The sequence below is a fragment of the Pseudoalteromonas luteoviolacea genome, assembly GCF_001696455.1.
Taxonomy (GTDB): Bacteria; Pseudomonadota; Gammaproteobacteria; order Enterobacterales; family Alteromonadaceae; genus Pseudoalteromonas; species Pseudoalteromonas luteoviolacea_C.
The window spans coordinates 418582-440917 of sequence record NZ_MAUJ01000001.1 but is presented as its reverse complement, the minus strand read 5'-3'; the positions used below and the strand labels follow the sequence as shown (position 1 = coordinate 440917).

Sequence of the window (22336 nt, the reverse complement as noted above, 5' to 3'; positions counted from 1 at the left end):
TTAGTTCAATAAAATTAGTACACAAAAAAAGAGCGCACTATGCGCTCTTTTACCTTGCTTAACACGCTAACTTCCGTTAGCTGCCAGATCCTGAGCCACCATTCATTTGGCTCTGAATATAATTCTGTATGCCAATCAAATCGATTAAGCCTAAGTGTTGCTCTAGCCAGTAGATGTGATCCATCTCTGTGTCATCAAGCAACGTTTCGAGCATTTCTCTTGTCACGTAGTCTTGCTCTTCTTCACACACCGCAATCACTTTTTTCAAATGATCTTTTACCACAACTTCAGCGGCTAGGTCATTTTCAAGCATTTCTTTGACGTTGCTGCCCACATTGATGGGGGCACGCGACGCTGTATCTGGCGTGCCTTCTAAAAAGAGAATGCGCTCCGTGATACGCTTTGCATGATCCAGCTCTTCTTCATATTCATGCGAAAGCTTGTCATGTAGTCGGTCCATACCCCAATCTTCATACATTTTAGAATGTGCGAGATATTGGTCCATTGAACTGAGCTCAAGCGTAAGTTGCTTGTTAAGTAGATCGATAACCTTTTGTACACCTTGCATAATTTAGTCCTCCATCTGCGATTGAAGATAGTTTTCAATGCCAGTGTTTTTAATCAAGAAGTCTTGTGTTTCTAACCAATCCACATACTCTTCTTCGTACTCTAAAATGTCTTCAAGCAGCTCTCTACTGACATAGTCTTGTTCTTTTTCACACAAGTCTATTGCTTCTCGAAGTGCAGGTAACTGCTCATGTTCAAACGCGAGATCACAACTCAGCATTTCTTCGGTGTGTTCACCAATTCGCAGTTTTTCAAGATGTTGTAAATTAGGTAGGCCTTCAAGAAATAAAATGCGTTCGATTAAGTCATCGGCTTGCTTCATATCTTTAATCGATTTCTTGTAGGCTTTTTCGTTTAACTCTTCTAATCCCCAGTTTTTATACATGCGTGCATGTAAAAAGTACTGATTGATCGATGTGAGTTCGAGTGTCAAAATTTTATTCAATGTGACGATTACTTGCTTGCTACCCTTCATAGGGCCCCCTAAGTGGCAAATTCAGTTAGACGCCATATAACAGTAGTTCAAACACAGGGCTTCGCAAGAATAAATAAAAATAACAAACAAGTTTATATATTCTTTTAAAATAAATAACTTATAAAAGAATTAAGAACAATTTTCATTGCCAATAACAGTTAAATTTCGGTCTCTATTACCACTCTAAATTGCCACTTTTGATTACCCATCTTGACTACTTAACTTTCTTGATAGTTTCGATCCCTAAGCGTTTTGCTAAACGCACTAAATTCGCGCGGTCGACGTCAAGTGCGCGGGCAGTTGCAGACCAATTTAAGTCTTCATTATTGAGTTTTTGTAAAATAAGTTGCTTTTGAAATTGCTCGGTCGCAGCTTTTAACGAGTTCAAGGCGGCACTTTCCGCCATCGTAATTTCACTTTTTTGCTCAGCGGCCGCAGCCTCAACATATGTTAATTCACAGTGCAGAGGTGTAATTTTTATAATGTCTTTTTGCCAATCTGCATGTTTTGCTTTTAGCGCTGCACGGCTAAGGACATGTTCCAACTCCCTCACGTTGCCAGGCCAATCGTGAGCTTTTAGCAGCTCAAGTAAAGACTGATCAATCACAAGCTGTGATACACCTAACTTTTTACGCAACTGTTCAACAAAGTACCCTGCTAATGGCACGATATCCGTCACCCGCTCTCTAAGCGGTGGCACTTGTAATGGAAACACGCGCAACCTATGGTATAAGTCGGCCCTAAAGCGCCCTTCTTCCACTTCCTTTTGCAGGTCTCGATTGGTTGCAGCCACAATTCGTACATTAACGTGATGCGGCTTATCACTGCCAACAGGTTGAATTTCTCCACTTTGCAGAGCCCGCAATAGCTTACTTTGTATATGCAGCGGCAGTTCACCAATTTCATCTAAAAACAAAGTCCCCTGATCGGCCACCAAAAATTTACCTTCACGATGACTATCAGCACCGGTAAATGCACCTTTGCGATGGCCGAAAAACTCACTCTCCGCGAGATTCTCAGGTAAAGACGCACAGTTTACTTGCACAAATGGCGCATTACAGCGACTAGAGTTACTATGTACTTGCCTTGCTACGAGCTCCTTACCGGTACCCGTTTCACCTTGGATCAGAACACTCAAGTCGGAATTAGCAACCAAGTTAATATCTGATTTTAATCGCTCCATGGGGGGTGATTCACCGATCATGGTTTGCGCTTGATGGCTGAGCTCATGCAACATCGCAAGCCCCGACTGCGCCCGCTTTGCCAATTTATGCGTATTTAATACAGCGCTGTAATGCGCGCTCACTGTTGACTGGATCATGGTTAATAAGGAGCGGCTATATGCATCAAAAGCATTTGGGGTCAGGCTATCGAAGGTAACTGCTCCTAGTAGTTGCCCTTGTTCATACAACGAAAATCCCATACAGGCATGCACGGGTAATTCTCCATCTTCGGCGAGTAGCATGCCGTCATAGGGATCGCTCAAGGCGCAATCTGAAGAAAAAACAACAGGCTGCTCAGGTGTTTTGGCAATATTGGCAAGTCTAGGGTGCTCCGTCAGTTTAAAGCGCCTCCCCATCACTTCGGGTGCAAGCCCCGTAAAAGCCTGAGGTATTAAAACATCACCTTGCGCTTGCAATACCACTATGGCATCTGCACTGATGCATGCTTGCAACGCACTCACGACAGACTGACTGTAAGTACCTAATTCTACTTGGTTAGATTTTGGCAATGCCATTGCCACTCATGATTCAAGCAAGCAATTGTGATAAGCGCCTTTGCTCCATGTCATTTTGACCTATATATGTATTATAAACCCATATAAGAATAGGTCTTTTTGACTCAAAAAATCAAGTGTAAAAATATAACTAGTTGTTTTACAAGAACTAAAAAGTTGGCATGACTCATGCGATTAATAAGCTACCTTATATCGACAGTGAGTTTAATTATGATATCTGTGCACCGCTTAGATTATTCACCCATGCTGCGCAAGTTTCTCACCATTGCCAATTATAGTCTCGTGATTAGCGTGATAGGTTTTGGTTTTGCCATTCTTGCAAGCTATCCACTTGCAACAGCACTCTCACTGCCCGCACAAATTACGGCACATATCAGCAGCCTGCTGTTTGCGACGTTACTCAAGATAAGTTACGTCGTGCGTTGTCTGTGCCAATACAACTTAGGCATGGAGGTGCGCTAAATGTCACTTATCCAATTGGAACAACCATTACCTGACGTTAAGCTACTAAAGCCTTCTACTTGGCCCTGCCTTATGCTCGGCTTTAGACCTCTGTTTTTGCTCGCTGGTATTTGGGCCGTAATCAGCATGCTCGTTTGGACATTAGTGCTTTCTGGAACAATTCCTTGGCACTTATCGGTCTCTCCAACACTTTGGCATGCCCATGAAATGCTATTTGGATTTGCCAGCGCAGTGGCCATTGGCTTTTTGTTTACGGCTTCACAAAATTGGACGGGCATTCCAACCCTCAACGGGGTTGGCTTGCTTTTGCTCTCATGCGTTTGGCTAGCTGCTCGCATTGTATTTCTATTTGCAGACGATGCATTTATTTTTCTAGCAGGGCTACAAGCGGCATTTTGGTTGATCGCGATTTGTCATCTCGCACAAACATTAGTGCAAGCAAAAAGCCGTAAAAACTATCAATTTGTGGCCATCTTATGTGTGATGGCAAGCTTCAATGTATTGTTTATTTGGCTACTCGAAAATGACGACCTCGCGCTGGCCCAAATTTTTTCTCATTTAGCAATTTTAGGCTTTACCCTGTTGATAAGCGTGATTGCAGGGCGCGTTATGCCCTTTTTTATCGCAAGAGGGCTTGGCCTGAATGAACAGATGAAGACACCGAGATTAGATAAACTCCTGTTTTGGTCAGCCATTATTGGGATCATTGGGTTTTTCTCCCACCATATTTTGTCTAGCCCCCTCAATCCGGGTTTTATCTTAGTCTTTACAGCCTTTTTGCATGTATTGCGCTGCATGTGTTGGTTTAACACTCGCATTTTTACTCGTCCACTGCTTTGGTCTTTATATTTGGCTTACCTATGTATGGCTTTGGGCCTTTTAGGTTTTGGTGGTGGGTACCTTGGTTTTCCTTGGTATAGCAAAGATGCACTACACCTGATTACGATTGGCGCCATGGGCCTGATGATATTGTCGATTATGGCAAGAGTCTCCCTCGGTCACACCGCAAGACCATTGCAGCCTCACCCGCTAATGAGCCTTGCTTTTGCGCTATGCGTATTTGCTGCTATCACGCGCAGTATTTTACCGATTTTTATCAACCCTCATCACAGTTGGCTTGCAAGTGCCCTACTTTGGATTGGCGCATTTGTCATCTTTGTCGCTGTGTACACCCCTATTTTAATGAAAAAACGCCTTGATGGGCGTCGTGGTTAACTTGGAGAATTTATATGCTATCAACACAAACAATAAAACTGGTTAAGGACACCATTCCTCTGCTTGCAAACGCCGGAACACAAGTGACCGACCACTTTTACAAACGCATGTTTAGTCACAACCCTGAGTTGCTTCATGTCTTCAATGTCAGCAACCAAAAATCAGGCAAGCAACAGTTTGCATTGTTTAGCGCTTTGGCAGCTTATGCTACACACATTGACAACCCTTCGGTACTTTCAGAAGCCATTAACCGTATTAACCACAAGCATGCGAGCTTAAACATTTTGCCTGAACATTACCCGATTGTTGGCACCCATTTACTCGCAACTTTGGAAGAGATGTTCCCAAATGAATGCACGCCTGAAATCATCGCGGCATGGGCAGAAGCGTATGGCTTTTTGGCAGACTTATTTATTACTCAAGAAGAAGGGATTTATCAACAAAATGAAACCAGAGCTGGGGGATGGCGAGGCAAGCGACGCTTTACGATTTCGAAAATTGTGCAGGAGTCTGATGTAATAAAAAGCTTTTATCTAAAGCCTGTTGATTGTCGCCCGGTTGCCCAATACCAAGCGGGACAGTATCTCGCTGTTGAATGTCAAGCTGAGGACCAAGCATATCGCCAAATCAGACAGTACTCGCTTTCTCAAAGCGCTAAATCAGATCATTATCGCATTTCGGTTAAAACGGACGGGCTTGTCTCTGGTCACCTGCACACATTAACTGAAGGTGATGAAATTGATGCTTACCCACCAGCTGGCGACTTTGTGCTTCAAATAAACCAAGCGCCAAAAGTACTGATCAGTGCTGGTGTTGGTATTACGCCTATGATGGCAATGTTAGAAACCTTAGCTGAGCAGAAGACTCAAGGACCATGTATGTTCTTACATGCATGTCGCAACATTGAAGAGCGCGCGTTTTCGAGCAGTGTAGAAAGCTTTAAATCACAGCTTCCTCAATTGCAAACACATACTTGGGTAGAATCAGGGGCAGAAGGGGCATACAGCGGCCTTATGCACCTTGCAGCACTAAAAGAGCTGCTGCCGCTGTTCGACGGTGAGTTCTATCTTTGTGGGCCGAGTGGCTTTATGGCATTTATCAAGGCTCAATTAATCGAACTTGGCGTAGACGAAGCGCGTATTATGTACGAAGTATTCGGCCCGCACGAAAGTCTATAAATTCAATCTTAATCAGACGAGTTCAGCAACCTGAACTCGCCTACATCATTCTCTATTTGCAATGAAACGCCTATTACTGCTCAATGAGCTGGATCGTGACGCTATCTGTACGTGGTCGGCAATCGAATTTCGCATTGCGCTCACCGCCTATCAAATCGGCGTCCCACTCTAACCCACACTCCTGACCATACGCTATGGCGCTCACTTTGCTAGCATGTGCGTCATTCAGTAAGGTAAACGTCAAGTAGTCCCCACCGGTGCCTTCATCGAATTTGGCGTTACGCTCATTCAAGATAAGATCCGCGTCCCACTCCAATGCCCCCTTTCCATCTTTTGCGACTAGGTAACCTGAAACTCGTTTAGTGCCGTTGGACGACTCAACTTTGTTGACTTGAAGTGTTAACGGATCGGCACGTCCTGCACAGTCCCATTTAGCGTTACGCTCTCTATTTCGTAAAGTAGCGTCCCACTCAAGACCGCAAGTTTGGCCATTTACTCTGGTAGTAATAATGACGGGGTAATTTTGCCCTGCAACAATGTTTGACTCAGCTGTTAAATATTGCGTCGATGCATTACCTAATATGCTGTTGATTTCTTTGCCTGTTCCGCCATTATATAGCGTGCGAACTTCATCCAAGGTTAACGCGCGGCCCCATACAGCAAAATCATCCAAATCGGCTTTCAAATTGTATTTGTATCGGCCGGTTCCATCCTGTCCGATATTCCAATCAAGTGAAGAAGTAATGTCTCCAACATCTGCGATACTCCCTGAGATGATGTTTAACTCCCCTGTAGGGCTACCAGCATATAATGTCGCGCTGCCGTCACGATCAAATGTCGCGACCAAAAGCCACCAGCCATTAAACGTATAATCAATTGGATCGATGTCTTTTCGATCTGCAGATGTAGAAGCGATATTGATGCCGACATCATCACCATTGCCTTCGTTAGCTAAAAGCAATGTGCCACGGTTGCTACCACTGTCCCAGTTTTTATTGCCGACAATGACCGGGTCGCCATGTTGATCACCACTGACGCGATACCAAGTCATTAAGGTAAAATCTCTTGCATGGGCAAAGTCCAGCTCAGCAGGGTTGCCTAGGGTCAAAAACTCTTTGTCACCATTTATGGCAACAAAACGACCAAATTTCCCCCCAGAATTCACTTCTGGATTTCCCCCGCCAACCTCTGCGTGAAGATGATTGCCAGATTTATCTTGAAAGTCGCCTTCAAACGGCAAGTAAGTAATCAGATCGGTTTCAATGGCATCGGGTGCCTTTTGCTGCACGCTCCCACCTCTGGCGATGCCATCCATATTGCTAGGCACAGCTACGCCGTGATGTGCAAGCACAGTCGGTGCTGCATCATAATTTTTTGGAATGCCCGTTAAATAACCCTGCTTCGCGGACTTAGATGCCACTAAAAATGGAATGGTATAGTTGTCGGCTGAGTGAATACCATGCGATGAACCCCGACCACCATGATCAGAGGTCACCACAATTTGCCAATTTTCATTAGCAAAGTTGGGGCGCGCCTTTATCGCGTCCATAATACTGCCAATTTGTCTGTCGACATCGGCAATTTCATCAACATAACCGGTGTCAGATGCTGTAAAGCAGCAGCTGTGACCCGCTGCATCCACGTCGTCTAAAAACAAAAAGATTGAATCAGGCGTTGTGCCACGAGGCCATTTTGCGGCTTGATACGTCCCGTTAATGATGGCCAGTGTATTTGCAACATTACCTGCATCATTAGAGTCAATTTTGATATCCGCGTCGTTGTCAATCTGCATATCGGTTGACCACGTTACTAAGTAAGCAGTATTGAGTTTACTGTTGTGTCGCTCTAACAGAGTTTGATAATGAGGGTATTGATCATACCTTCCCGTATGTACGTCTGAATTACCGGTTACACCGCTTTTGGTAGAGGTGACTCCGGTCATGATCCCGACATGATTCGGCCCGCTATTTGGTGCCGCGTCTTTCATTGTCTGCGCGTAGAATGCAAACGCACCTTGATAACCCTCAGCCCAAGTACCTTGGATTAACTTATCAAAGTTTGGCGTTTTCGCATTTTCAATACCATCGCCGCGCAAACCATCGACAGCAATCAGTAAAGAGTGGTTGCTTGCATCGGCCGCACTGGCAAATGACAAGCTTAATGAGGCTAGCAATGCAGAACAATAAATGGTCTGCCGTTTCTTTCTTGAGTTGTTTACTTTAAACATTTTCACATGATGTCCTTGTTGTTGGTCTAGTCCAATTATTCGGCGACATCTTGATAAAAAAACACTCAAAAAATGAATTTATTATTAAACTTTTATGAATGAAAAACCTGAGGAAAAATTAGTAAAAACACTTAAAAAAATGCATTACTCTTCGACTTTTACAAAACTTTACAAAATATTACATCTATGATTGCATTGAACTGCCGATGTGCCTAGAATTTCGCCTTTATTTTAAAAGGTGAAACAATGAAAGCGATAAAATTAATTTTTGCAGCGGCACTGACTGTGTTTTTGGCAGCTTGTGGTTCAACTCCACAGCCTCCTGTTCAATTACAAAAACAACTTCTAAATGCAGAAAAGCGCGTAGGGATATATGTTGACGTAATCGAAGAACCAACAACAAATATCTACGGTGCAGGTTGTTTGCTTTGTTACGGTGTTGCCGTAGCAGCAAACTCGTCTTTATCTAAACACCTTGAATCTCTACCAACTAGCGATATTGAGTCAAGCAAGCAAATCCTACTTGAAGGCTATAAAGCGAAGGCTGGTTCTGTAGAGTTTATTGAACTAACAGAGCAAGAATTTAAAAAGCTTAAAAAGTTCAAAGGTGAATTGGGCTACGCGAAAAAAGATTTCCGCTCTCTAAAAGAGTCAAAGAATATTGATGTACTTGTTGTATTAGACATTGCAACTCACGGCGCATACAGAGGATACACAAACTACGTTCCAAATACAGATCCTCAAGGTTATGTTCGAGGCTTAGTGTATTCAGTAGATTTGGAAACAAACCAATATCTTCAATATCTAGAGCTAGACAAAAAAGTAGTTGTTGAAGGTGAGTGGGATGAGCCAAAGCAGAAATTCCCTGGTGTAACAAACGCTTACTATCAAGCTGTTGAACAAGTTAAAGAGACAATCAATAAGATTTTCTTATGATAAGAATAAAGAAACTTTTAGTCTCTTTAGTAACGATTGCAGCCTTAGCGGGCTGCAAATCTCCTAAAAGAGATGACTATGTCGTAGCTAAGTCACTTAATAAAGACGACGTTATCGAACAAAGCGAATTCAAGTTTTATCTAGATTTGAATGCCCCAGTCGAGATCCGAGGCGAGTATTCTCATGATCGTTCTATCGACAGTGCCCAAGTCATGTATTACGGCACACCTGGCGCCGCGTTAGTACAGGTTTTTTCTCACGCAGCGATAAACAGTTCATTAAAAGAACAAAGGTTAAAAGAACAACAAGAAGAAGCAAACCGCTATATTGGACCGCTTATTGAAGCTTCAAAACAAGTTACTCACGTAACTTTAACGGAAGATATGAGCGATTATGTGGTGAAACAGCTTCCTGTTGCTGGCGACAAAACAGTAAATGTTAAGCCGATCTTCTTTTCTAATCAGGACATGAATAAGCTGTCTTTAAAACTCATTGCTTGGATCGAAAAGCCTAAATCAAGTAAAACTAAAAGCCGTAAAAAGCTCAGTAATTTAATGTATCAGAACATCATCGAGGTTCATGGTTCAACTTGGAGTGAAGAAACAGCGACTGCGCTAATGGATGGACAAGCGGATATTGCGGATCATTATGAAGCGCTTTTTGTTCGCGCTGTAGAAAGTTTAAAGAAAGACTTGTCAGGGACTTACAGTCAAACACCACAGCAACAAACACTGCACATTAAAAAGAAGAACACAAAGCAGTTCTTAAGAGCTAGCGTAATTGAGCAGTCTTGTGAGTATGTTGTCATCAAAAACCTGAGAAACTGGATTCTTCACTATCCAGCTAGCTATGTCACTAATATCCAAAACCAATGTTAGTTACATTAAGAGAGTGTTGCTATAACTGATTTGCAACACTCTTTTGTCCTCTCAAAAGTTTGCTCTCTTAAAATACTTTGGCACTGAGCTGTTTTGGTGTCAGGACAAACCTTTGCTTTAAGCCAAGGCGCTTATATTTTGCTGTCATCGTCAGCTTTTGCTCAGCTCCATGACCATACAAACCATTATGAAATAGTAGCTTATGTTTATGGTTTACGGCTGTAAACTTACCCATTACCACGATTTGATCTATATCGGTGCCATTACCATGGTGAGCAACCTGAGGCGAAATCATAGTCCCTTGCAGTTGCTTTTTGACTTCATTTTGACTCATATAGATTTCGTCCTGAATAGTCAAAATAATGCTGTCTTTCGCGGCTGAAAACTCAGTGAGCGACAGCTTTCCATTTTTATCTCTATCAGCTTCTCCAAAGCTGGAAGCACTTAATGACACCACCATATACACGCCAGAGTCGTCAAAGTTTAATGTGCCGTGCTCTGAAACCATTAAATGAGCGTTCGATGTGGCACAAAAGACCAGACTCACGGCAACAATTGCGCTAAATAAATGTCTCATTTCAACCTACTCCACACGGTAATTATTAAAGTTGGCCTTTTACGCAGCGTTGAAAGTATGGGTAGCTATCAGTTGCGTAATAATGGTAAATACCTTCTGGAAATTCAGGCGTCACTCCAAAGCGCCCGTTACATTCATCCAGATCACCACTTCCGGCCACGTATTCCCAATCTTGTGCAAATGTGCCCAGCGCATAAACCGAGGTAGAGGGGCGATTACTACTGACATTCTCGACCAATTGGTAACTGCCTTGCATCGCCTTTAATTCAGATTGCGCATTTTCTGCATCGCTGTAACCATATCTGGCATAAATTGGAAACCCATCCGCTGCCCAACCAATCAAAGTCATTACAACTTGAGAATCACTTCTTAGCGCAATAAACCCTTCTGGCATGCCATGGTAATGGTAAGAACCGTCCGGCTGGACATGTGCGTTGTTATCATCTGTGCCAAAATCGAAACTGGTTTGTCCAAGCGCCTCAATGCTCCAATTCCCAGTATTGCCAACAAGGCTGCAGCTGTTACCAGAATCATCACACGATCCCGCTGTATTTGCATCAATCTTAACCCCGTTTAATACATAACCCGTCGCGCCCCTCGGGCCCCCTAAGGTGCTGGCTGTATCGGTTTTTGTGGGTGTTAAGGTGTAAGCTATCGAAACATTCACTTCACTGATGGTATTAGGGTTTGCTTGGTTAGGAAATGTGCCAGTTGCATGATCGGGTATGCCATTTGCGACTAGTTGACGTGCTGTCCCGCTGCAGCTCCAATCTGCATTACTGGTTGCCTGCACAGATGCCGAATTATTAAATTCGCTGTATGTATAATCACACAGCACGCCATCCGTAGACCCCTCTGTTTGTGCAGTGCCATTAGAACTGTCATCTCCAGAATCAGTGCCGCTGTCGTCCCCACTGTCAGTGCCACTGTTGTCCCCGCTGTTAGAATCTGTATTGGTATCTGAATTGTCTGTAGACGAGGCATTATCTGAATTGGTCGTGTTATTGCTTGTTGTATTGGAGCTGTTATCTGCTTGGGCGTTAGTGTTAACTTGATTGCTGCTACTATCACTTGAACTCGAACCGCACCCAGTGGTCACCAAAATAGACGCACTCAACGCCATTGCCATAATTTGGGTCAGGTTAATTTGGTTAAGATTAAAATTGTCACATTTCATTTGTTTCACTCCTAAAGCATTCAAAAACAGCGATCAGGTTTTTAGAACTATTCTTGCAGTTTTATTAACTATAGGAGTTGATTGTGCAAATACTGTGCAGCAGACTAATTTATTTAAAGTTATTGTCTATTTGAAAAATAAAAATGATGAGATTCAATCAGGTAAGGTTTAATTCACCGTTTTCTTTCAATAGGTTTTGCATAGACAGAAACAAAGGTTTAGGGAGGTTATCTAACGCAAACCACTGCCATGACTTGCATTTTTCCGGTTCCATTATGCTTGCCTCCCCTCTTGGACAGGCGGCTTGAACGAACAAAGTAATATAGTGCTTGCCTTCTTGTTCGAAAATATCATTGGTAAAGGCGACCTTTTTGGGTTCTACAATTTGCAAGCCAGTTTCTTCTAATACTTCTCTTATCGCGCACTCTTCAACACTTTCACCAAGCTCTAAGTGTCCTCCTGGTGTTGCCCAAGTGTTTTCGCCATGTGCGCCTATACGCTCTCCTAATAGTATTTTGTTGTCTCGCACCAAAATAACGCCTACACCCACTCTAACGTTGTTGTCCATGATTGCTCCTTTTCTTTATAATTCAGGTGGTAATACTCAGCTTTACGTCTGACTAGCAATCGTCAAAATACTGAAATACAGATACTGATTCTACATGGTGCAATTCATAAAATATATTATGAATAAGTAAGGCAGCTCACTAATGGGCTGCCTCTGCGTTGGAAAACGACTAGATTACGAGCAAATCCATAAAACGATTAACTGGGGTTGAAGCAAGCTCACCTGCGTCTGTGCACAACTTATAAATATGCTCGCATTGAGGTTCTGGAAATCTAGTTGAAAGGCTGTGTTTAAATTTTTCTTCTAGCACAGGTATGCCCTCTTTACGGCGTCTTCTGTGACCTATTGGGTATTCAATCTCGACTTTATCTGTGCAACTACCGTCATTGAAGAAGACTTGAATCGCATTTGCAATGGCGCGTTTTTCAGGGTCAAGATAGTCCGCGCTGTAACGTTTATCTTCAATTACCACCATTTTATTACGCAAAACGTCTATTTCCGGATGGGCATGATGAAATGCATCTTCATAATGTTCAGCCACTAACTTACCGAATAATAGCGGGACAGCCGTCATGTATTGCAAGCAATGATCTCTGTCTGCCGGATTTGCCAATTCACCTACCTTGGAGATGATCCGGATAGCTGATTCATGTGTGGTAATTTCAATGCGTTTAATATCGTCTAATCGGTGCTTTATTTGCGGGTGTAGTATCACCGCAGCTTCACAAGCTGTTTGTGCGTGAAATTCAGCGGGGAAGCTCAGCTTAAACAAAATATTTTCCATTACGTAACTGCCGTATTCTCGTTGGAAGCTAAACGTGCGCTGGGCTTGTGGTTTTAAGGCTAAATCTTTATTTGTCTGGCTAAAAGAAACATCATAAAAGCCCCATTGGGGCGCACTTAATACACCTGGGATCCCCATTTCTCCCCGCAGTGAAATATCTGCCAACCTTACGCCTCGCGACGTTGCATCGCCTGCTGCCCATGATTTACGCGACCCCGCATTTGGCGCGTGGCGATATGTTCTCAGCGCCGATCCATCGACCCAAGCTTGAGAAATCGCAGCCATAATCTGTCCGCGAGTGCCGCCCATCATCAGCGTTACTACAGCCGTTGTTGCGAGCCTCACCAATAAAACATGGCATAATCCAACTCGATTAAAGCTGTTATCCAAAGCCATAACGCCCTGTATTTCATGAGCTTTGACCATAGCTTCTAATACATCTTGCATCGTCAATGGTAAACGCCCTACTGCAATATTCTGTGCAGATATGTAGTCAGCGACAGCCAAAATACCGCCTAAATTGTCTGACGGGTGGCCCCACTCCGCCGCAAGCCAAGTATCATTGAAATCGAGCCAGCGTATAATGCAACCAATATCCCACGCAGCTTTTACCGGATCTAAAACAAATTGCGTGCCTGGTACACGCGCCCCATTGGGCACGATAGTTCCTTTAACAAGTGGGCCTAAATGTTTTGTACACTCCGGAAACCTGAGCGCCAAAAAGCCGCACCCTAAACTGTCCATCAAACAGTTTCTTGCGGTGTCTAATGCCGCTTGTGACTCAACCTTATAATTAATAACGTAATCGGCTATGTCCTGAATTTCCTGATCGTAATCCGGGCGATTTGCCAAATCGACATTCGCGCTCATACTTATAACTCCTGTTTTTCGCTGTTAGATGATTCTCACCCAGTCGAGCTTCGTTTTGCATGGCTCGATCTAAATGAATAAGGCTTGCACACAATCTAAGTCATTAGACATTCATTTACGCGCAACCTTTGCAAATGATATTTATTTTCATTATCATTTGCAAATAGCGAAATTTAATCATCAGCACAGGTAAATACTCTAAATTAATTAGGGAAAGTATATGGTCGCTCGAAAACTCACTTTAGTCTCTTCCGATGACTCTGAATCATTAGTTGTTAAATATAATCAACTGATTGCACGCGCAGAAAAAGCATACTTTTTTGGCTTACAAGAAAAGGCCAGCAACACTTACAAACAAGCATTTGATTTGAGCATTCAGCTACTTTGCTCGCCGAATGCAAATACCGTATCAGTCAGGCGTGTTGCCGAAGTGAGCAGTTATCGATTTGACCACTGTCCCGTTTTTGACGATTCAGAAGAAGAGTTTTACTTAGAGGTAGCCGCTAACGCACTAGAAGATCTCGTGCGCGCAGATAGAGATTTAGCAACAAGAAAAGCGGCGTTACAAGCATACAAATCCGTCGCTTGTCTCGCCTGTGAACTCGTTCGCTTTAATCAAAGCATGCGTTGCCAGTTGCTAATCGATCAATATGTGCAAATAGAAATGACACACTCAAAATTTTTGGCAAATTGATGTTTAAAATAAGCGGGCGCCCTAGACGACCTTATCCATTAATTAAAAATGTAAGTATATGCACCTAGGTAGGTTTGGTTATTGCCTGTTTTAGCAGGAATGCGACATTCAAAATGGTAAGCTGTACCAATGTCTCTGTCGCTACCACCAATACCACTTGCTGAAACCGACTGTAACAAAAACCCCGGATAGCTTGAAAGCGTGAAGTTTTTTACATTAAGCGTCGGCTTGTTCACATAGTGTTCCCAATGTCTGCGAACAAGGCTGCAATAAACGGTGCGATGAGGGTTTTTCCAAATCTCTAGGCTACTAAATTGCTTACCATTGGGGTTTGGAATGGGGCATCTAAGCGTCAGTTCGTGAGTTGTAGATATATTCGTAACCCCCGCTTCTTCATATGCCACTTCGCCATACAAACTTACTTGCTTGCATTCGCTAGGATCTACCGTGACTTTTACCTGTGCACTGGCTGCCCACGATACTAAAAGTGTGCAAAACGCTACCTGATATTTCATCTTTCATCCTTAATTTTACCTTTAACAGAAACTCAATATCGCACACACAAAACCAAAAATAAACAAATAAATTACAATTCATTAACCACTCAATTCCTCTTTAATAAAAGACAACACATAGCTACTATCTTGCTCTAAATAAGTCGCCAATTTGCGATTTAAAAAACGTCTGTATTGTGGTTCCAAGCTTGTTATACAATCGCCATCAGGCGTAACTTTATGGCTAAAATAAGCGCTTGGATATAGCTCTTTACCTTCAGGAAAATCAAATAAGCCTAATATTGTTAGCAGTCGATCATCGCTGTTCACAGACAGCTTACCTTCCAGTATCTCAAGCGTTTTTGCAACGTCTCTTGTTTCTACTAGTAAACGTTTTATCTTATTAAAATAACTCAAATGCTTATCTAACCAACGGTGATAAAAATCAATCAGATCCCCTTGAGACTCAAACAAAAATTCTTGCTCGTCACAATACTCAACTAATTGTCCAACGTGTGTACCTGTCGTTATTACGCACCCCATGTGGGCGTAATATAATTCAAGCACGCCTATCATACCTGCTTGAATATCTGTAAAAGGCCGCGTTGGGTGTTTAAAACAGTCACTACCGGGCCAAGGTAACTGGGGGTGATAAAGTGCAAGTGTTTGCAGTTTGAAAAAACCGAAATCAGGCCCTGCCCCCCCATTACCAAGTTCTTGATAAAGCGTGAACACTTGCTCAGGCAATTCAAAACCCATTTTTTCTTCGTACTGTCTGAGCGAATAAGCACTTATCTGCTCTCCAAACTTATACTCATGCCCACTCGACCCCAGTACCGTGTAATAGCGGTCTAGTTGCTTCAATTCCTCAATGCGCATGCGAATAGCAGACCAAGACTTTTCACCATGGGCAGGGCCTGTTGTAAATGCTTTGGGATTATAAGACTGCTCAAAATACTTGTTGTGTATTTGCTTACCGACGTCTGTAATGCACTTTAAAAACGAATTAATCACTTCAATGCTCTGTTCTTTTTGTTCTAATAATTGTGTTTAATGTAGGGCACCGCCTTGAAAACGTACTGCCCATCTACACACTGAGACAACCTACGGGACTACAAGAACTCTTGATAACCACATGTATTTGCGAGAGTTATTTACCACTGTGTAAATAACTCTTTTTTGGTATCTCAAAAGCACCGTACCCATTCAATATACAAAAAAGCACAAAATGCGCTAATTCCTTACTTTTATATATTGTCGAATCCAATTGTTCATCTTCACGTATAGGTTTTCGCCAACTCTACGGCTTTATGTTCCACGATTGCCTGCAATCCAGTTTGCTCAAAAACAGCCACAGTCACAGGCTCTTTCTGGTTAAAATAGTATGCTGCGAAACAACTTTGTGGACCCTGACCAGTATGACCCATGGTATTCATTGTCTCACTATTGTTTAACATCACACCTAACCCAACCGCAGGGTTTTGCCATGGCCTGTCTCCCACATCAAAGTTGAGGTTATAGGGCGTCATCATCTCTCTCAGTGAGGGTTTAGATATAATGTGACCGCTCATAAGTGCATGCAAGAATGTCACTGCATCTTGCGTCTTTCCTGCAAGTAAACCATGGTAACACCACTTTGGGTCATAGCTAGTATCCGCCACTTTGAGTTGGTCAAACTCAAACCTTGATTCAATTGCCCGTGTACTCGTTATCTCAAGCGGCGTAAACAAGTGTTTTTGAACCGCTAAACCAAATGGCACTTCGAAGCAGCGCTCAATCTCTTGTTTTAGGAGTAAGTAACCCACATTTGAATAACGCCATCCTTGACCGGGTGAAAACAGCAATGAGTCAACTTGAATACGCGCTAACATGTCCTCTGTAGACCAAGCATCTTCGCTATTTTGTACCGCCTGATGGTAGTCTCGTTGCATACCATAATCAGTTAGCCCTGATGTATGCTGCAACAATTGCCGATAAGTAAAAGGCTTACCCGTCAATTGAGCATCAAGTTTAAAATAGCCTTGTTCGGTAAGCTTCAAAATGAGTGTGGCAATGGCGGTTTTTGTGAAGCTCCACCACGGGACAACTTTGTCTTGCTCTGAACTAACGCTGTTTGTTGGACTATGTAAACAATAAATCAATGATAAATCCTCTAATAAACTGGCTACTAGACTCAGCAAACTGAGACAAATTTAAGAAAATAAAAAATACACGTCGCGTGCGCTATTTTGCGCGACACGCAACATGTTTGCTTACTCTCATGTATCCACGTATGAAAAAGCTTATAAATTGCAAAAAAGCCCGCTAATCGCTTTTCTTGCATAATAGAGAGTGTTAATTTTTAACACTAAAAATAAACTATTATCAATAGGTCAAAACATGGCAGCGAATACATCGGTCAAAAAAATACTGGTTGTTTGTATGGGGAATATTTGTCGCTCTCCGACTATGGAAGCGGTAATGAAAGCCAAAGCGCGAGCGCAAGGACTCACGCTCATTATAGACTCAGCTGGTACCATTAATTACCACGAAGGTAGTTCACCAGACAAGCGCAGTGCTAAAGCAGGTCAAAAGCGTGGGTATAGCTTCTCAGGCATTACCTCTCGCCAAGTTGTTAAAAGCGACTTTGAAGAGTTCGATTTAATATTGTGCGCGGATAAAAACAACCTTGCTGATTTAAAGGCGAACTGTCCACCAGCCTTTTTGCATAAACTCCATTTATTTTTAACTTATGCAGGCATGGACGTCGTCGAAGTGCCTGACCCATATTATGGAGATGGTGACGGATTTGAATTAGTTTTAGACCTAGTAGAAACAGCCTCTGAAAACATTATAAAGGCACTGAACTAACCCATCGAACCAATAATTGGAACAATTCTTCACAATTCCATTCTCAACTCGATAGACTAACAGTATGTTTTTACCCATAATGAAAACATACTAATTGTAACTCAGTACTTAAGGAAAAGAGATGAAAAGTATATCAATTGCCTTAGTTGGAGACTATGACCCATCGGTCCCTGCGCATCAAGGTATCCCTCTTTCTTTGGATGTCGCTGCTGATGATTTAAGGCTTGAAATTAAGGCTTCTTGGCTAGCAACTGAAAATGTCAAAGATACCGATTTAAGCGTATTTGATGGTATTTGGTGCGTACCAAAAACCCCTTATGTAAATGCTGATGGCGCGTTAAGTGCTATTAGATACGCGCGAGAAAATCTAATACCATTTTTGGGCACTTGTGGTGGCTTTCAACACGCCATATTGGAATACGCTCAAAATGTAATCGGCTGGAACGATGCAACACATGCAGAGTCAAGCCCGCAGGGCCAAAGGCCTGTCATTTCGGAGCTTGCTTGCGCATTGGTTGAGACCACTGAAACAGTAAACATCTTTGCTCACTCACAATTGGCAGCAATATATGGCACCACAGCAATTCAGGAAGGCTACCGTTGTAGGTATGGCCTAAACGACGAGTTTCGTCACACCTTATTGCAAGGGCCGCTAGTTGCTTCAGCAGATGATGAAACTAAAGAAGTCAGAGCTGTGGAGCTCACGGTGCATCCTTTTTATATTGCCACGTTATTTCAACCAGAGCGCGCGGTGCTGAGCGAAAGACGTTCGCCTCTGATCCAAGCATTTGTTAATGCATGTGTGCAAAATCAAGGTTTATAGCGTTGCAGAGGCAAGTCTAGAAGTATCGCTTGCCTTTTCATCATTGATTAGGTAAAAAGCCTCCACAATACTTGGAGGTGTACCTTGTCCCACTTTGATTCTCAAAACGTCTACGCGCAAATTGCCGATGATTTGCGTGCAACCGGTCTCAGCATTATCGAAAATGCCGTGGACCCCCAAATCATACAAAACCTCAATAAACGAATTGCAACGTTAGAGGAAGACAAGTTCCAAACGGCTGGGATAGGTAGACAGAGTGATCATGAAAAAAACGCCAAGATCCGCCGCGACAAGATCTTATGGTTAGAGCAAAATAATGAATTGGAATTAGGCTATATTCAAGCGATGGACGAGCTGAAAGATTTTTTAAATCGGCGCTTGTTTATGGGTCTGTTCAGTTACGAAAGCCACTTTGCACACTACCAAGAAGGCGCATTTTATAAAAAACACCTAGATGCGTTTAAAGGCAGAGCTAACCGCGTACTCACAACGGTATTTTACCTCAATGACCAATGGCAAGCAGAGCATGGCGGAGAGCTTGTAATTTATGACCCAAATGATCATGAAAAAGAATTGTGCCGCGTGCTACCAAAACAAGGAACATTGGTCACGTTTTTGAGTGATGAGTTTCCACATGAAGTACTGCCTGCACGAAAATCCAGATACTCCATCGCAGGCTGGTTTAGAATTAACGCAAGCACCGCAGGCCATATAGATCCTCCACGCTAAACCCGCTCACGTTCCATTCGCTCCATGTTGATGTGGAGCGAGCTGTGCTCAATTACATATTTTTACTTTTAATCTGCACCCTAAGCCGATAATGTAGCGAAAAAGATAGGGAATCATCATGCGAATATTTATACTGACAGCCTCAATATTGTGCGTCCTTTCAGGCTGTATTTTTGTGCCCAAAGAGGTGCATTACTTTGATGAGCAATGCCAAACCACAAAACGAAAGCACGTTTTATCACAAGAAGAAATGGGCTATTTGGGGGGGTGTTCAGATAAAGCTTGTGCCGCCTTGATGGCTGGCGCTGGCCTCGTGTCAGCTGCGAGTTTGGTTGTCTCAGGCACGATAGTTCTGACTCACAACACCTTAACTTGGCTTGAGCAACGTGGTGACTGCGAACCATCTTAAAACCCCAAGCCTTAGACACAACGCAAAACAAATCACTAACTCGGTAGCCCAACTTCAACACATAAGCCGCCCGAAGGTCGATTGCTCAAATTAATATACCCGTTGTGTGCCTCTACAATTTCTCTACACAGTGCTAAACCTAAGCCCGTTCCACTATTTTTAGTAGAATAGAATGGGACGAGTGCGCTCGTTAATACCGTCTCCGACATGCCTTGGCCACCATCTTCGAAAAGTAGTTTTGTGATGCCCTTTGTGGCCACCACGGTCAACGAAATAGCGTCAACTTCAGAGCCTGACTCATGCGCATTTTTTAATAGGTTAATGATCAGCTGTTCCAGCTGTCCTTTATCAGCTTGCACTGTCTCTACCTCACATTTAATTTGGCTTGGCCATTGCAGCTGAATCGATTCAAGTAGTGGACGAATCTCTATGGTTGCCAAACTTGGCATCGGCAACTTGGCAAAGGTTCCATAACCTTGCACAAACTCCGTAAGGTGCGTAATGCGTTCATCAATTGTACTGAATACCCGATGTAATCTTGTGTCATCCAATTTAGTCGCAATGATTTTTCCGCTATGCGACATTGACGAAATCGGCCCAAGTGAATTATTCAATTCATGACTGATAATACGGATAACCTTTTTCCAAACGGCCACTTCTTGACGGTTTAATTCCCGGGTGAGTTGCTTGAATATATAAAGGTTGTGGTGTTGATTATTCAATAATATTTCACCCACAGACGCATGCCAAATCTCTTCTTCTGCATCGCCTTGGCAAATACTGATTAAGCCATCTTGCGCACAATTTATGGCGGTCGCTATTTCTTGCGGCGCTGTTTCTTGCAGCTTCGAGATAGATAAACCTTCGAGCGCTTGCATACTACCTACCAAGTTTTGAGCACTTTGGTTAGCAAACACCACTACACCACTGTCATTAATTAACAGCAAAGCCTGTGGTGCACTTTGCAACATTTTGTCTAGCATCATTTCCCTTTGATACAGCCATTGCTTTTCTTTTCTAAGTTGTTGAGCCGTCTCATTATAGAGTCGGCACAACTCGCCAAACTCGTCGTCTTTTTGATAAGCCAATTGATTTGAAAAATCACCGTCTTTAAAATTCAACAGCCCAACGTTTAACGCCTCGACCGACTTCATCAGTTTTTGAAAGAATAGCTTCAGTAATAGGCAACAACTTAAACTTGCAAAAGTACTCAATGCAAGCCAATTTTGCCAAGTTGAAAACCAAATTACTGGCAAACAAGATATAAAAATACTGATAAAGATCAACGCGATGATTTTGTATTTTAACTTACCCAAAGCACCCGACATCAGTAATCGATTCCATGTTTTTGCAGCCGACGATAAAGCGCTTGGCGACTCATTCCGAATTGACGAGCAACTTTCGCGATAACACCTTGGCATTGATGCATCGCCTGTTGTAACTCGAGTTTGGAGGGCTCTGCCACGTGCTGTTTGCTCGGTTGTGGCGCTATGTTGCCTAACAGACCAAAGTCTTGCGCTAACAGCTCTCCTTCAGGTTTCAATACGCCAGCCCGTTTACATGCATTTTCGAGTTCACGTACATTGCCTGGCCAACTGTGGGCACATAATGCCCTTTCAGCTTCTATACTGATTGCGCGGTTAGGTAAAAAATGTCTGACTAACGGCAAAATATCATCCATGCGTTGGGCCAAACTTGGTAAGTTTATCTCTATAACATTAAGCCGATAAAACAAATCTTCTCTGAACTTCCCAGCTGCGACATCATTCAAGAGGTTTGCATTAGTCGCAGAAATCACTCTGACATTTACTTTTTGCGTTTCAACAGAGCCAAGGCGTTCAAACTCACCCGTTTGCAACACTCTAAGCAGCTTCATTTGTCCCGATAAAGGTAGATTACCAATTTCGTCTAAAAACAAAGTGCCGCCATCTGCAGCTTCAAACCGCCCGACTCGTTTTTTATTTGCGCCTGTGTAGGCACCTGCTTCTGCACCAAATAGTTCAGCTTCAATCAGATTATCAGGCAGCGCTCCCGCATTGACTTTAATGAAGGGCTTGTCCGCAAGCCTTGAGTTTGCTTGAATGATCTGCGCTATTTTTTCTTTGCCACTGCCATTTGCCCCCGTGACCAAAACAGATACATCCGACTTAGCAACTTGCAATGCCATTTCCACCGCTCTTTGCATGGCCACACTCTCATAGATAAGACCCGCTAGTTCGGCATCAGCACTGTAATTTTCGCGCTCAAATTGCTGCCTTTGTAACTGCTGGCTGTCTGAACTGGCTTTCCCAAGGGCGATTAAATTGGCAACCGACACGAGCAGTTTGTCATCATTCCATGGTTTCGCGAGATAATCTGCGGCCCCCGCTTTTACCAAGGAAATGGCCATTTCAAGCTCTGTCCATGCTGTTAGTAAAATGATTGGTAAGTTTGGTGACAATTCACGCAACTTTCGAAACAGCACTTTACCTTCTTCACCAGAGGTTGTGTCTGCCGTAAAGTTCATATCTTGAATAACGAGATCAATTCGTTGATACCGCACCACCTGCTCAGCCTCAAAAGGGCTACTTGCTACGACAACATCGTAGTCATGTAATTCAAAGAGTAGTGATAGAGATTGCAGCACCGCCTGATTGTCATCGACGATAAGTATTTTGTCCATGTGTTTATTATTCATTATGTTAC

The 22336-nt window shown here is 43.0% G+C and carries 23 protein-coding genes; 10 read left to right on the top strand and 13 right to left on the bottom strand.

Annotated elements, in window-relative coordinates; genetic code table 11:
- Positions 1-76: 76 nt before the first annotated feature.
- The 3 genes from bfr (A7985_RS01880) to norR form a co-directional block, all read right to left on the bottom strand.
- Positions 77-568 carry a bacterioferritin gene (bfr, locus tag A7985_RS01880; RefSeq protein ID WP_065788739.1) on the bottom strand — a complete coding sequence of 164 codons (492 nt, stop codon included), beginning with the start codon at positions 566-568 and terminating at the stop codon, positions 77-79.
- Positions 569-571: 3 nt separating this feature from the next.
- Entirely contained in the window at positions 572-1042 is a 471-nt protein-coding gene (gene bfr / locus A7985_RS01875; RefSeq protein ID WP_023402135.1) for a bacterioferritin, read from the bottom strand.
- Positions 1043-1256: 214 nt separating this feature from the next.
- Entirely contained in the window at positions 1257-2780 is a 1524-nt protein-coding gene (gene norR, locus A7985_RS01870; protein WP_256096637.1) for a nitric oxide reductase transcriptional regulator NorR, read from the bottom strand.
- Positions 2781-2948: 168 nt separating this feature from the next.
- On the opposite strand from norR, the gene A7985_RS01865 reads away from it, so the two are divergent.
- The 3 genes from A7985_RS01865 to hmpA are packed head-to-tail and all read left to right on the top strand — an operon-like array spanning position 2949 to position 5635.
- The gene (locus A7985_RS01865) at positions 2949-3242 is read left to right on the top strand and encodes a hypothetical protein (protein WP_256096636.1); all 294 of its coding nucleotides are present in this window, start codon (positions 2949-2951) and stop codon (positions 3240-3242) included.
- On the top strand, positions 3243-4457 hold the full coding sequence (locus A7985_RS01860) for an NnrS family protein (protein ID WP_065788738.1): 1215 nt from the start codon (positions 3243-3245) through the stop codon (positions 4455-4457). It abuts the gene before it with no gap.
- Positions 4458-4471: 14 nt separating this feature from the next.
- Entirely contained in the window at positions 4472-5635 is a 1164-nt protein-coding gene (hmpA, locus tag A7985_RS01855; protein ID WP_065788737.1) for an NO-inducible flavohemoprotein, read from the top strand.
- A gap of 73 nt (positions 5636-5708) precedes the next feature.
- Here hmpA and A7985_RS01850 read toward each other — a convergent pair whose 3' ends face one another.
- Entirely contained in the window at positions 5709-7862 is a 2154-nt protein-coding gene (locus tag A7985_RS01850; protein WP_065788736.1) for an alkaline phosphatase family protein, read from the bottom strand.
- 246 nt (positions 7863-8108) lie between these two features.
- On the opposite strand from A7985_RS01850, the gene A7985_RS01845 reads away from it, so the two are divergent.
- Both A7985_RS01845 and A7985_RS01840 read left to right on the top strand, forming a co-directional pair.
- A complete protein-coding gene (locus tag A7985_RS01845; RefSeq protein ID WP_065788735.1) occupies positions 8109-8798 on the top strand; it encodes a hypothetical protein in 690 nt (229 codons plus the stop codon).
- The gene (locus A7985_RS01840; RefSeq protein ID WP_065788734.1) at positions 8795-9676 is read left to right on the top strand and encodes a hypothetical protein; all 882 of its coding nucleotides are present in this window, start codon (positions 8795-8797) and stop codon (positions 9674-9676) included. Before A7985_RS01845 ends, A7985_RS01840 begins: the two co-directional genes overlap by 4 nt.
- 67 nt (positions 9677-9743) lie before the next feature.
- Here the strand turns inward: A7985_RS01840 and A7985_RS01835 are convergent, their stop codons facing one another.
- The 4 genes from A7985_RS01835 to A7985_RS01820 all read right to left on the bottom strand — a co-directional run bounded on the left by A7985_RS01835 (position 9744) and on the right by A7985_RS01820 (position 13652).
- The gene (locus tag A7985_RS01835) at positions 9744-10253 is read right to left on the bottom strand and encodes a hypothetical protein (protein WP_065788733.1); all 510 of its coding nucleotides are present in this window, start codon (positions 10251-10253) and stop codon (positions 9744-9746) included.
- 25 nt (positions 10254-10278) lie between these two features.
- Positions 10279-11430 (bottom strand): YHYH protein, encoded by a 1152-nt coding sequence (locus tag A7985_RS01830; protein ID WP_065788732.1) that lies wholly within the window; start codon positions 11428-11430, stop codon positions 10279-10281.
- A gap of 157 nt (positions 11431-11587) precedes the next feature.
- Positions 11588-11998, bottom strand: coding sequence for a nucleotide triphosphate diphosphatase NUDT15 (locus A7985_RS01825; RefSeq protein WP_065788731.1), 411 nt, complete (start codon positions 11996-11998; stop codon positions 11588-11590).
- Between the two features lie 169 nt (positions 11999-12167).
- Positions 12168-13652, bottom strand: coding sequence for a bifunctional 2-methylcitrate dehydratase/aconitate hydratase (locus A7985_RS01820; protein ID WP_065788730.1), 1485 nt, complete (start codon positions 13650-13652; stop codon positions 12168-12170).
- A gap of 220 nt (positions 13653-13872) precedes the next feature.
- Between A7985_RS01820 and A7985_RS01815 the strand changes: the two genes are divergently transcribed.
- Positions 13873-14346, top strand: coding sequence for a hypothetical protein (locus tag A7985_RS01815; RefSeq protein ID WP_065788729.1), 474 nt, complete (start codon positions 13873-13875; stop codon positions 14344-14346).
- A gap of 38 nt (positions 14347-14384) precedes the next feature.
- Here A7985_RS01815 and A7985_RS01810 read toward each other — a convergent pair whose 3' ends face one another.
- From A7985_RS01810 to A7985_RS01800, 3 genes are all read right to left on the bottom strand, one after another.
- Entirely contained in the window at positions 14385-14861 is a 477-nt protein-coding gene (locus A7985_RS01810; RefSeq protein WP_065788728.1) for a hypothetical protein, read from the bottom strand.
- Between the two features lie 81 nt (positions 14862-14942).
- Positions 14943-15854, bottom strand: coding sequence for a hypothetical protein (locus tag A7985_RS01805; RefSeq protein WP_065788727.1), 912 nt, complete (start codon positions 15852-15854; stop codon positions 14943-14945).
- Between the two features lie 263 nt (positions 15855-16117).
- The gene (locus A7985_RS01800) at positions 16118-16981 is read right to left on the bottom strand and encodes a serine hydrolase domain-containing protein (RefSeq protein WP_065788726.1); all 864 of its coding nucleotides are present in this window, start codon (positions 16979-16981) and stop codon (positions 16118-16120) included.
- Positions 16982-17219: 238 nt separating this feature from the next.
- Between A7985_RS01800 and A7985_RS01795 the strand changes: the two genes are divergently transcribed.
- The 4 genes from A7985_RS01795 to A7985_RS01780 all read left to right on the top strand — a co-directional run bounded on the left by A7985_RS01795 (position 17220) and on the right by A7985_RS01780 (position 19651).
- Positions 17220-17690 (top strand): low molecular weight protein-tyrosine-phosphatase, encoded by a 471-nt coding sequence (locus A7985_RS01795; RefSeq protein WP_081310470.1) that lies wholly within the window; start codon positions 17220-17222, stop codon positions 17688-17690.
- Positions 17691-17811: 121 nt separating this feature from the next.
- Complete coding sequence (locus A7985_RS01790) at positions 17812-18513, top strand: CTP synthase C-terminal region-related (seleno)protein (protein ID WP_065788725.1); 702 nt, start codon at positions 17812-17814, stop codon at positions 18511-18513.
- Between the two features lie 84 nt (positions 18514-18597).
- Entirely contained in the window at positions 18598-19242 is a 645-nt protein-coding gene (locus tag A7985_RS01785) for a 2OG-Fe(II) oxygenase (protein ID WP_065788724.1), read from the top strand.
- Between the two features lie 118 nt (positions 19243-19360).
- The gene (locus tag A7985_RS01780; RefSeq protein WP_065788723.1) at positions 19361-19651 is read left to right on the top strand and encodes a hypothetical protein; all 291 of its coding nucleotides are present in this window, start codon (positions 19361-19363) and stop codon (positions 19649-19651) included.
- A 35-nt stretch (positions 19652-19686) separates the two neighbouring features.
- Here the strand turns inward: A7985_RS01780 and A7985_RS01775 are convergent, their stop codons facing one another.
- Together A7985_RS01775 and A7985_RS01770 are read right to left on the bottom strand one after the other, a co-directional pair.
- Positions 19687-20979 (bottom strand): sensor histidine kinase, encoded by a 1293-nt coding sequence (locus tag A7985_RS01775; protein WP_065788722.1) that lies wholly within the window; start codon positions 20977-20979, stop codon positions 19687-19689.
- On the bottom strand, positions 20979-22313 hold the full coding sequence (locus tag A7985_RS01770) for a sigma-54-dependent transcriptional regulator (protein ID WP_065789998.1): 1335 nt from the start codon (positions 22311-22313) through the stop codon (positions 20979-20981). Before A7985_RS01770 ends, A7985_RS01775 begins: the two co-directional genes overlap by 1 nt.
- Positions 22314-22336: the final 23 nt, after the last annotated feature.

Excerpts from the sequence above, each read along its gene's own strand:
- A7985_RS01775 (WP_065788722.1), bottom strand. The coding sequence starts at position 20,979 with ATGTCGGGTGCTTTGGGTAAGTTAAAATACAAAATCATCGCGTTGATC.
- A7985_RS01860 (WP_065788738.1), top strand. The coding sequence starts at position 3,243 with ATGTCACTTATCCAATTGGAACAACCATTACCTGACGTTAAGCTACTA.
- A7985_RS01810 (WP_065788728.1), bottom strand. The coding sequence starts at position 14,861 with ATGAAATATCAGGTAGCGTTTTGCACACTTTTAGTATCGTGGGCAGCC.
- A7985_RS01770 (WP_065789998.1), bottom strand. The coding sequence starts at position 22,313 with ATGGACAAAATACTTATCGTCGATGACAATCAGGCGGTGCTGCAATCT.
- A7985_RS01815 (WP_065788729.1), top strand. The coding sequence starts at position 13,873 with ATGGTCGCTCGAAAACTCACTTTAGTCTCTTCCGATGACTCTGAATCA.
- norR (WP_256096637.1), bottom strand. The coding sequence starts at position 2,780 with ATGGCATTGCCAAAATCTAACCAAGTAGAATTAGGTACTTACAGTCAG.
- A7985_RS01850 (WP_065788736.1), bottom strand. The coding sequence starts at position 7,862 with ATGTTTAAAGTAAACAACTCAAGAAAGAAACGGCAGACCATTTATTGT.
- A7985_RS01795 (WP_081310470.1), top strand. The coding sequence starts at position 17,220 with ATGGCAGCGAATACATCGGTCAAAAAAATACTGGTTGTTTGTATGGGG.
- A7985_RS01825 (WP_065788731.1), bottom strand. The coding sequence starts at position 11,998 with ATGGACAACAACGTTAGAGTGGGTGTAGGCGTTATTTTGGTGCGAGAC.
- A7985_RS01830 (WP_065788732.1), bottom strand. The coding sequence starts at position 11,430 with ATGAAATGTGACAATTTTAATCTTAACCAAATTAACCTGACCCAAATT.
- bfr (WP_065788739.1), bottom strand. The coding sequence starts at position 568 with ATGCAAGGTGTACAAAAGGTTATCGATCTACTTAACAAGCAACTTACG.
- A7985_RS01845 (WP_065788735.1), top strand. The coding sequence starts at position 8,109 with ATGAAAGCGATAAAATTAATTTTTGCAGCGGCACTGACTGTGTTTTTG.
- A7985_RS01840 (WP_065788734.1), top strand. The coding sequence starts at position 8,795 with ATGATAAGAATAAAGAAACTTTTAGTCTCTTTAGTAACGATTGCAGCC.
- A7985_RS01820 (WP_065788730.1), bottom strand. The coding sequence starts at position 13,652 with ATGAGCGCGAATGTCGATTTGGCAAATCGCCCGGATTACGATCAGGAA.
- A7985_RS01865 (WP_256096636.1), top strand. The coding sequence starts at position 2,949 with ATGCGATTAATAAGCTACCTTATATCGACAGTGAGTTTAATTATGATA.
- A7985_RS01835 (WP_065788733.1), bottom strand. The coding sequence starts at position 10,253 with ATGAGACATTTATTTAGCGCAATTGTTGCCGTGAGTCTGGTCTTTTGT.
- A7985_RS01790 (WP_065788725.1), top strand. The coding sequence starts at position 17,812 with ATGAAAAGTATATCAATTGCCTTAGTTGGAGACTATGACCCATCGGTC.
- hmpA (WP_065788737.1), top strand. The coding sequence starts at position 4,472 with ATGCTATCAACACAAACAATAAAACTGGTTAAGGACACCATTCCTCTG.
- bfr (WP_023402135.1), bottom strand. The coding sequence starts at position 1,042 with ATGAAGGGTAGCAAGCAAGTAATCGTCACATTGAATAAAATTTTGACA.
- A7985_RS01780 (WP_065788723.1), top strand. The coding sequence starts at position 19,361 with ATGCGAATATTTATACTGACAGCCTCAATATTGTGCGTCCTTTCAGGC.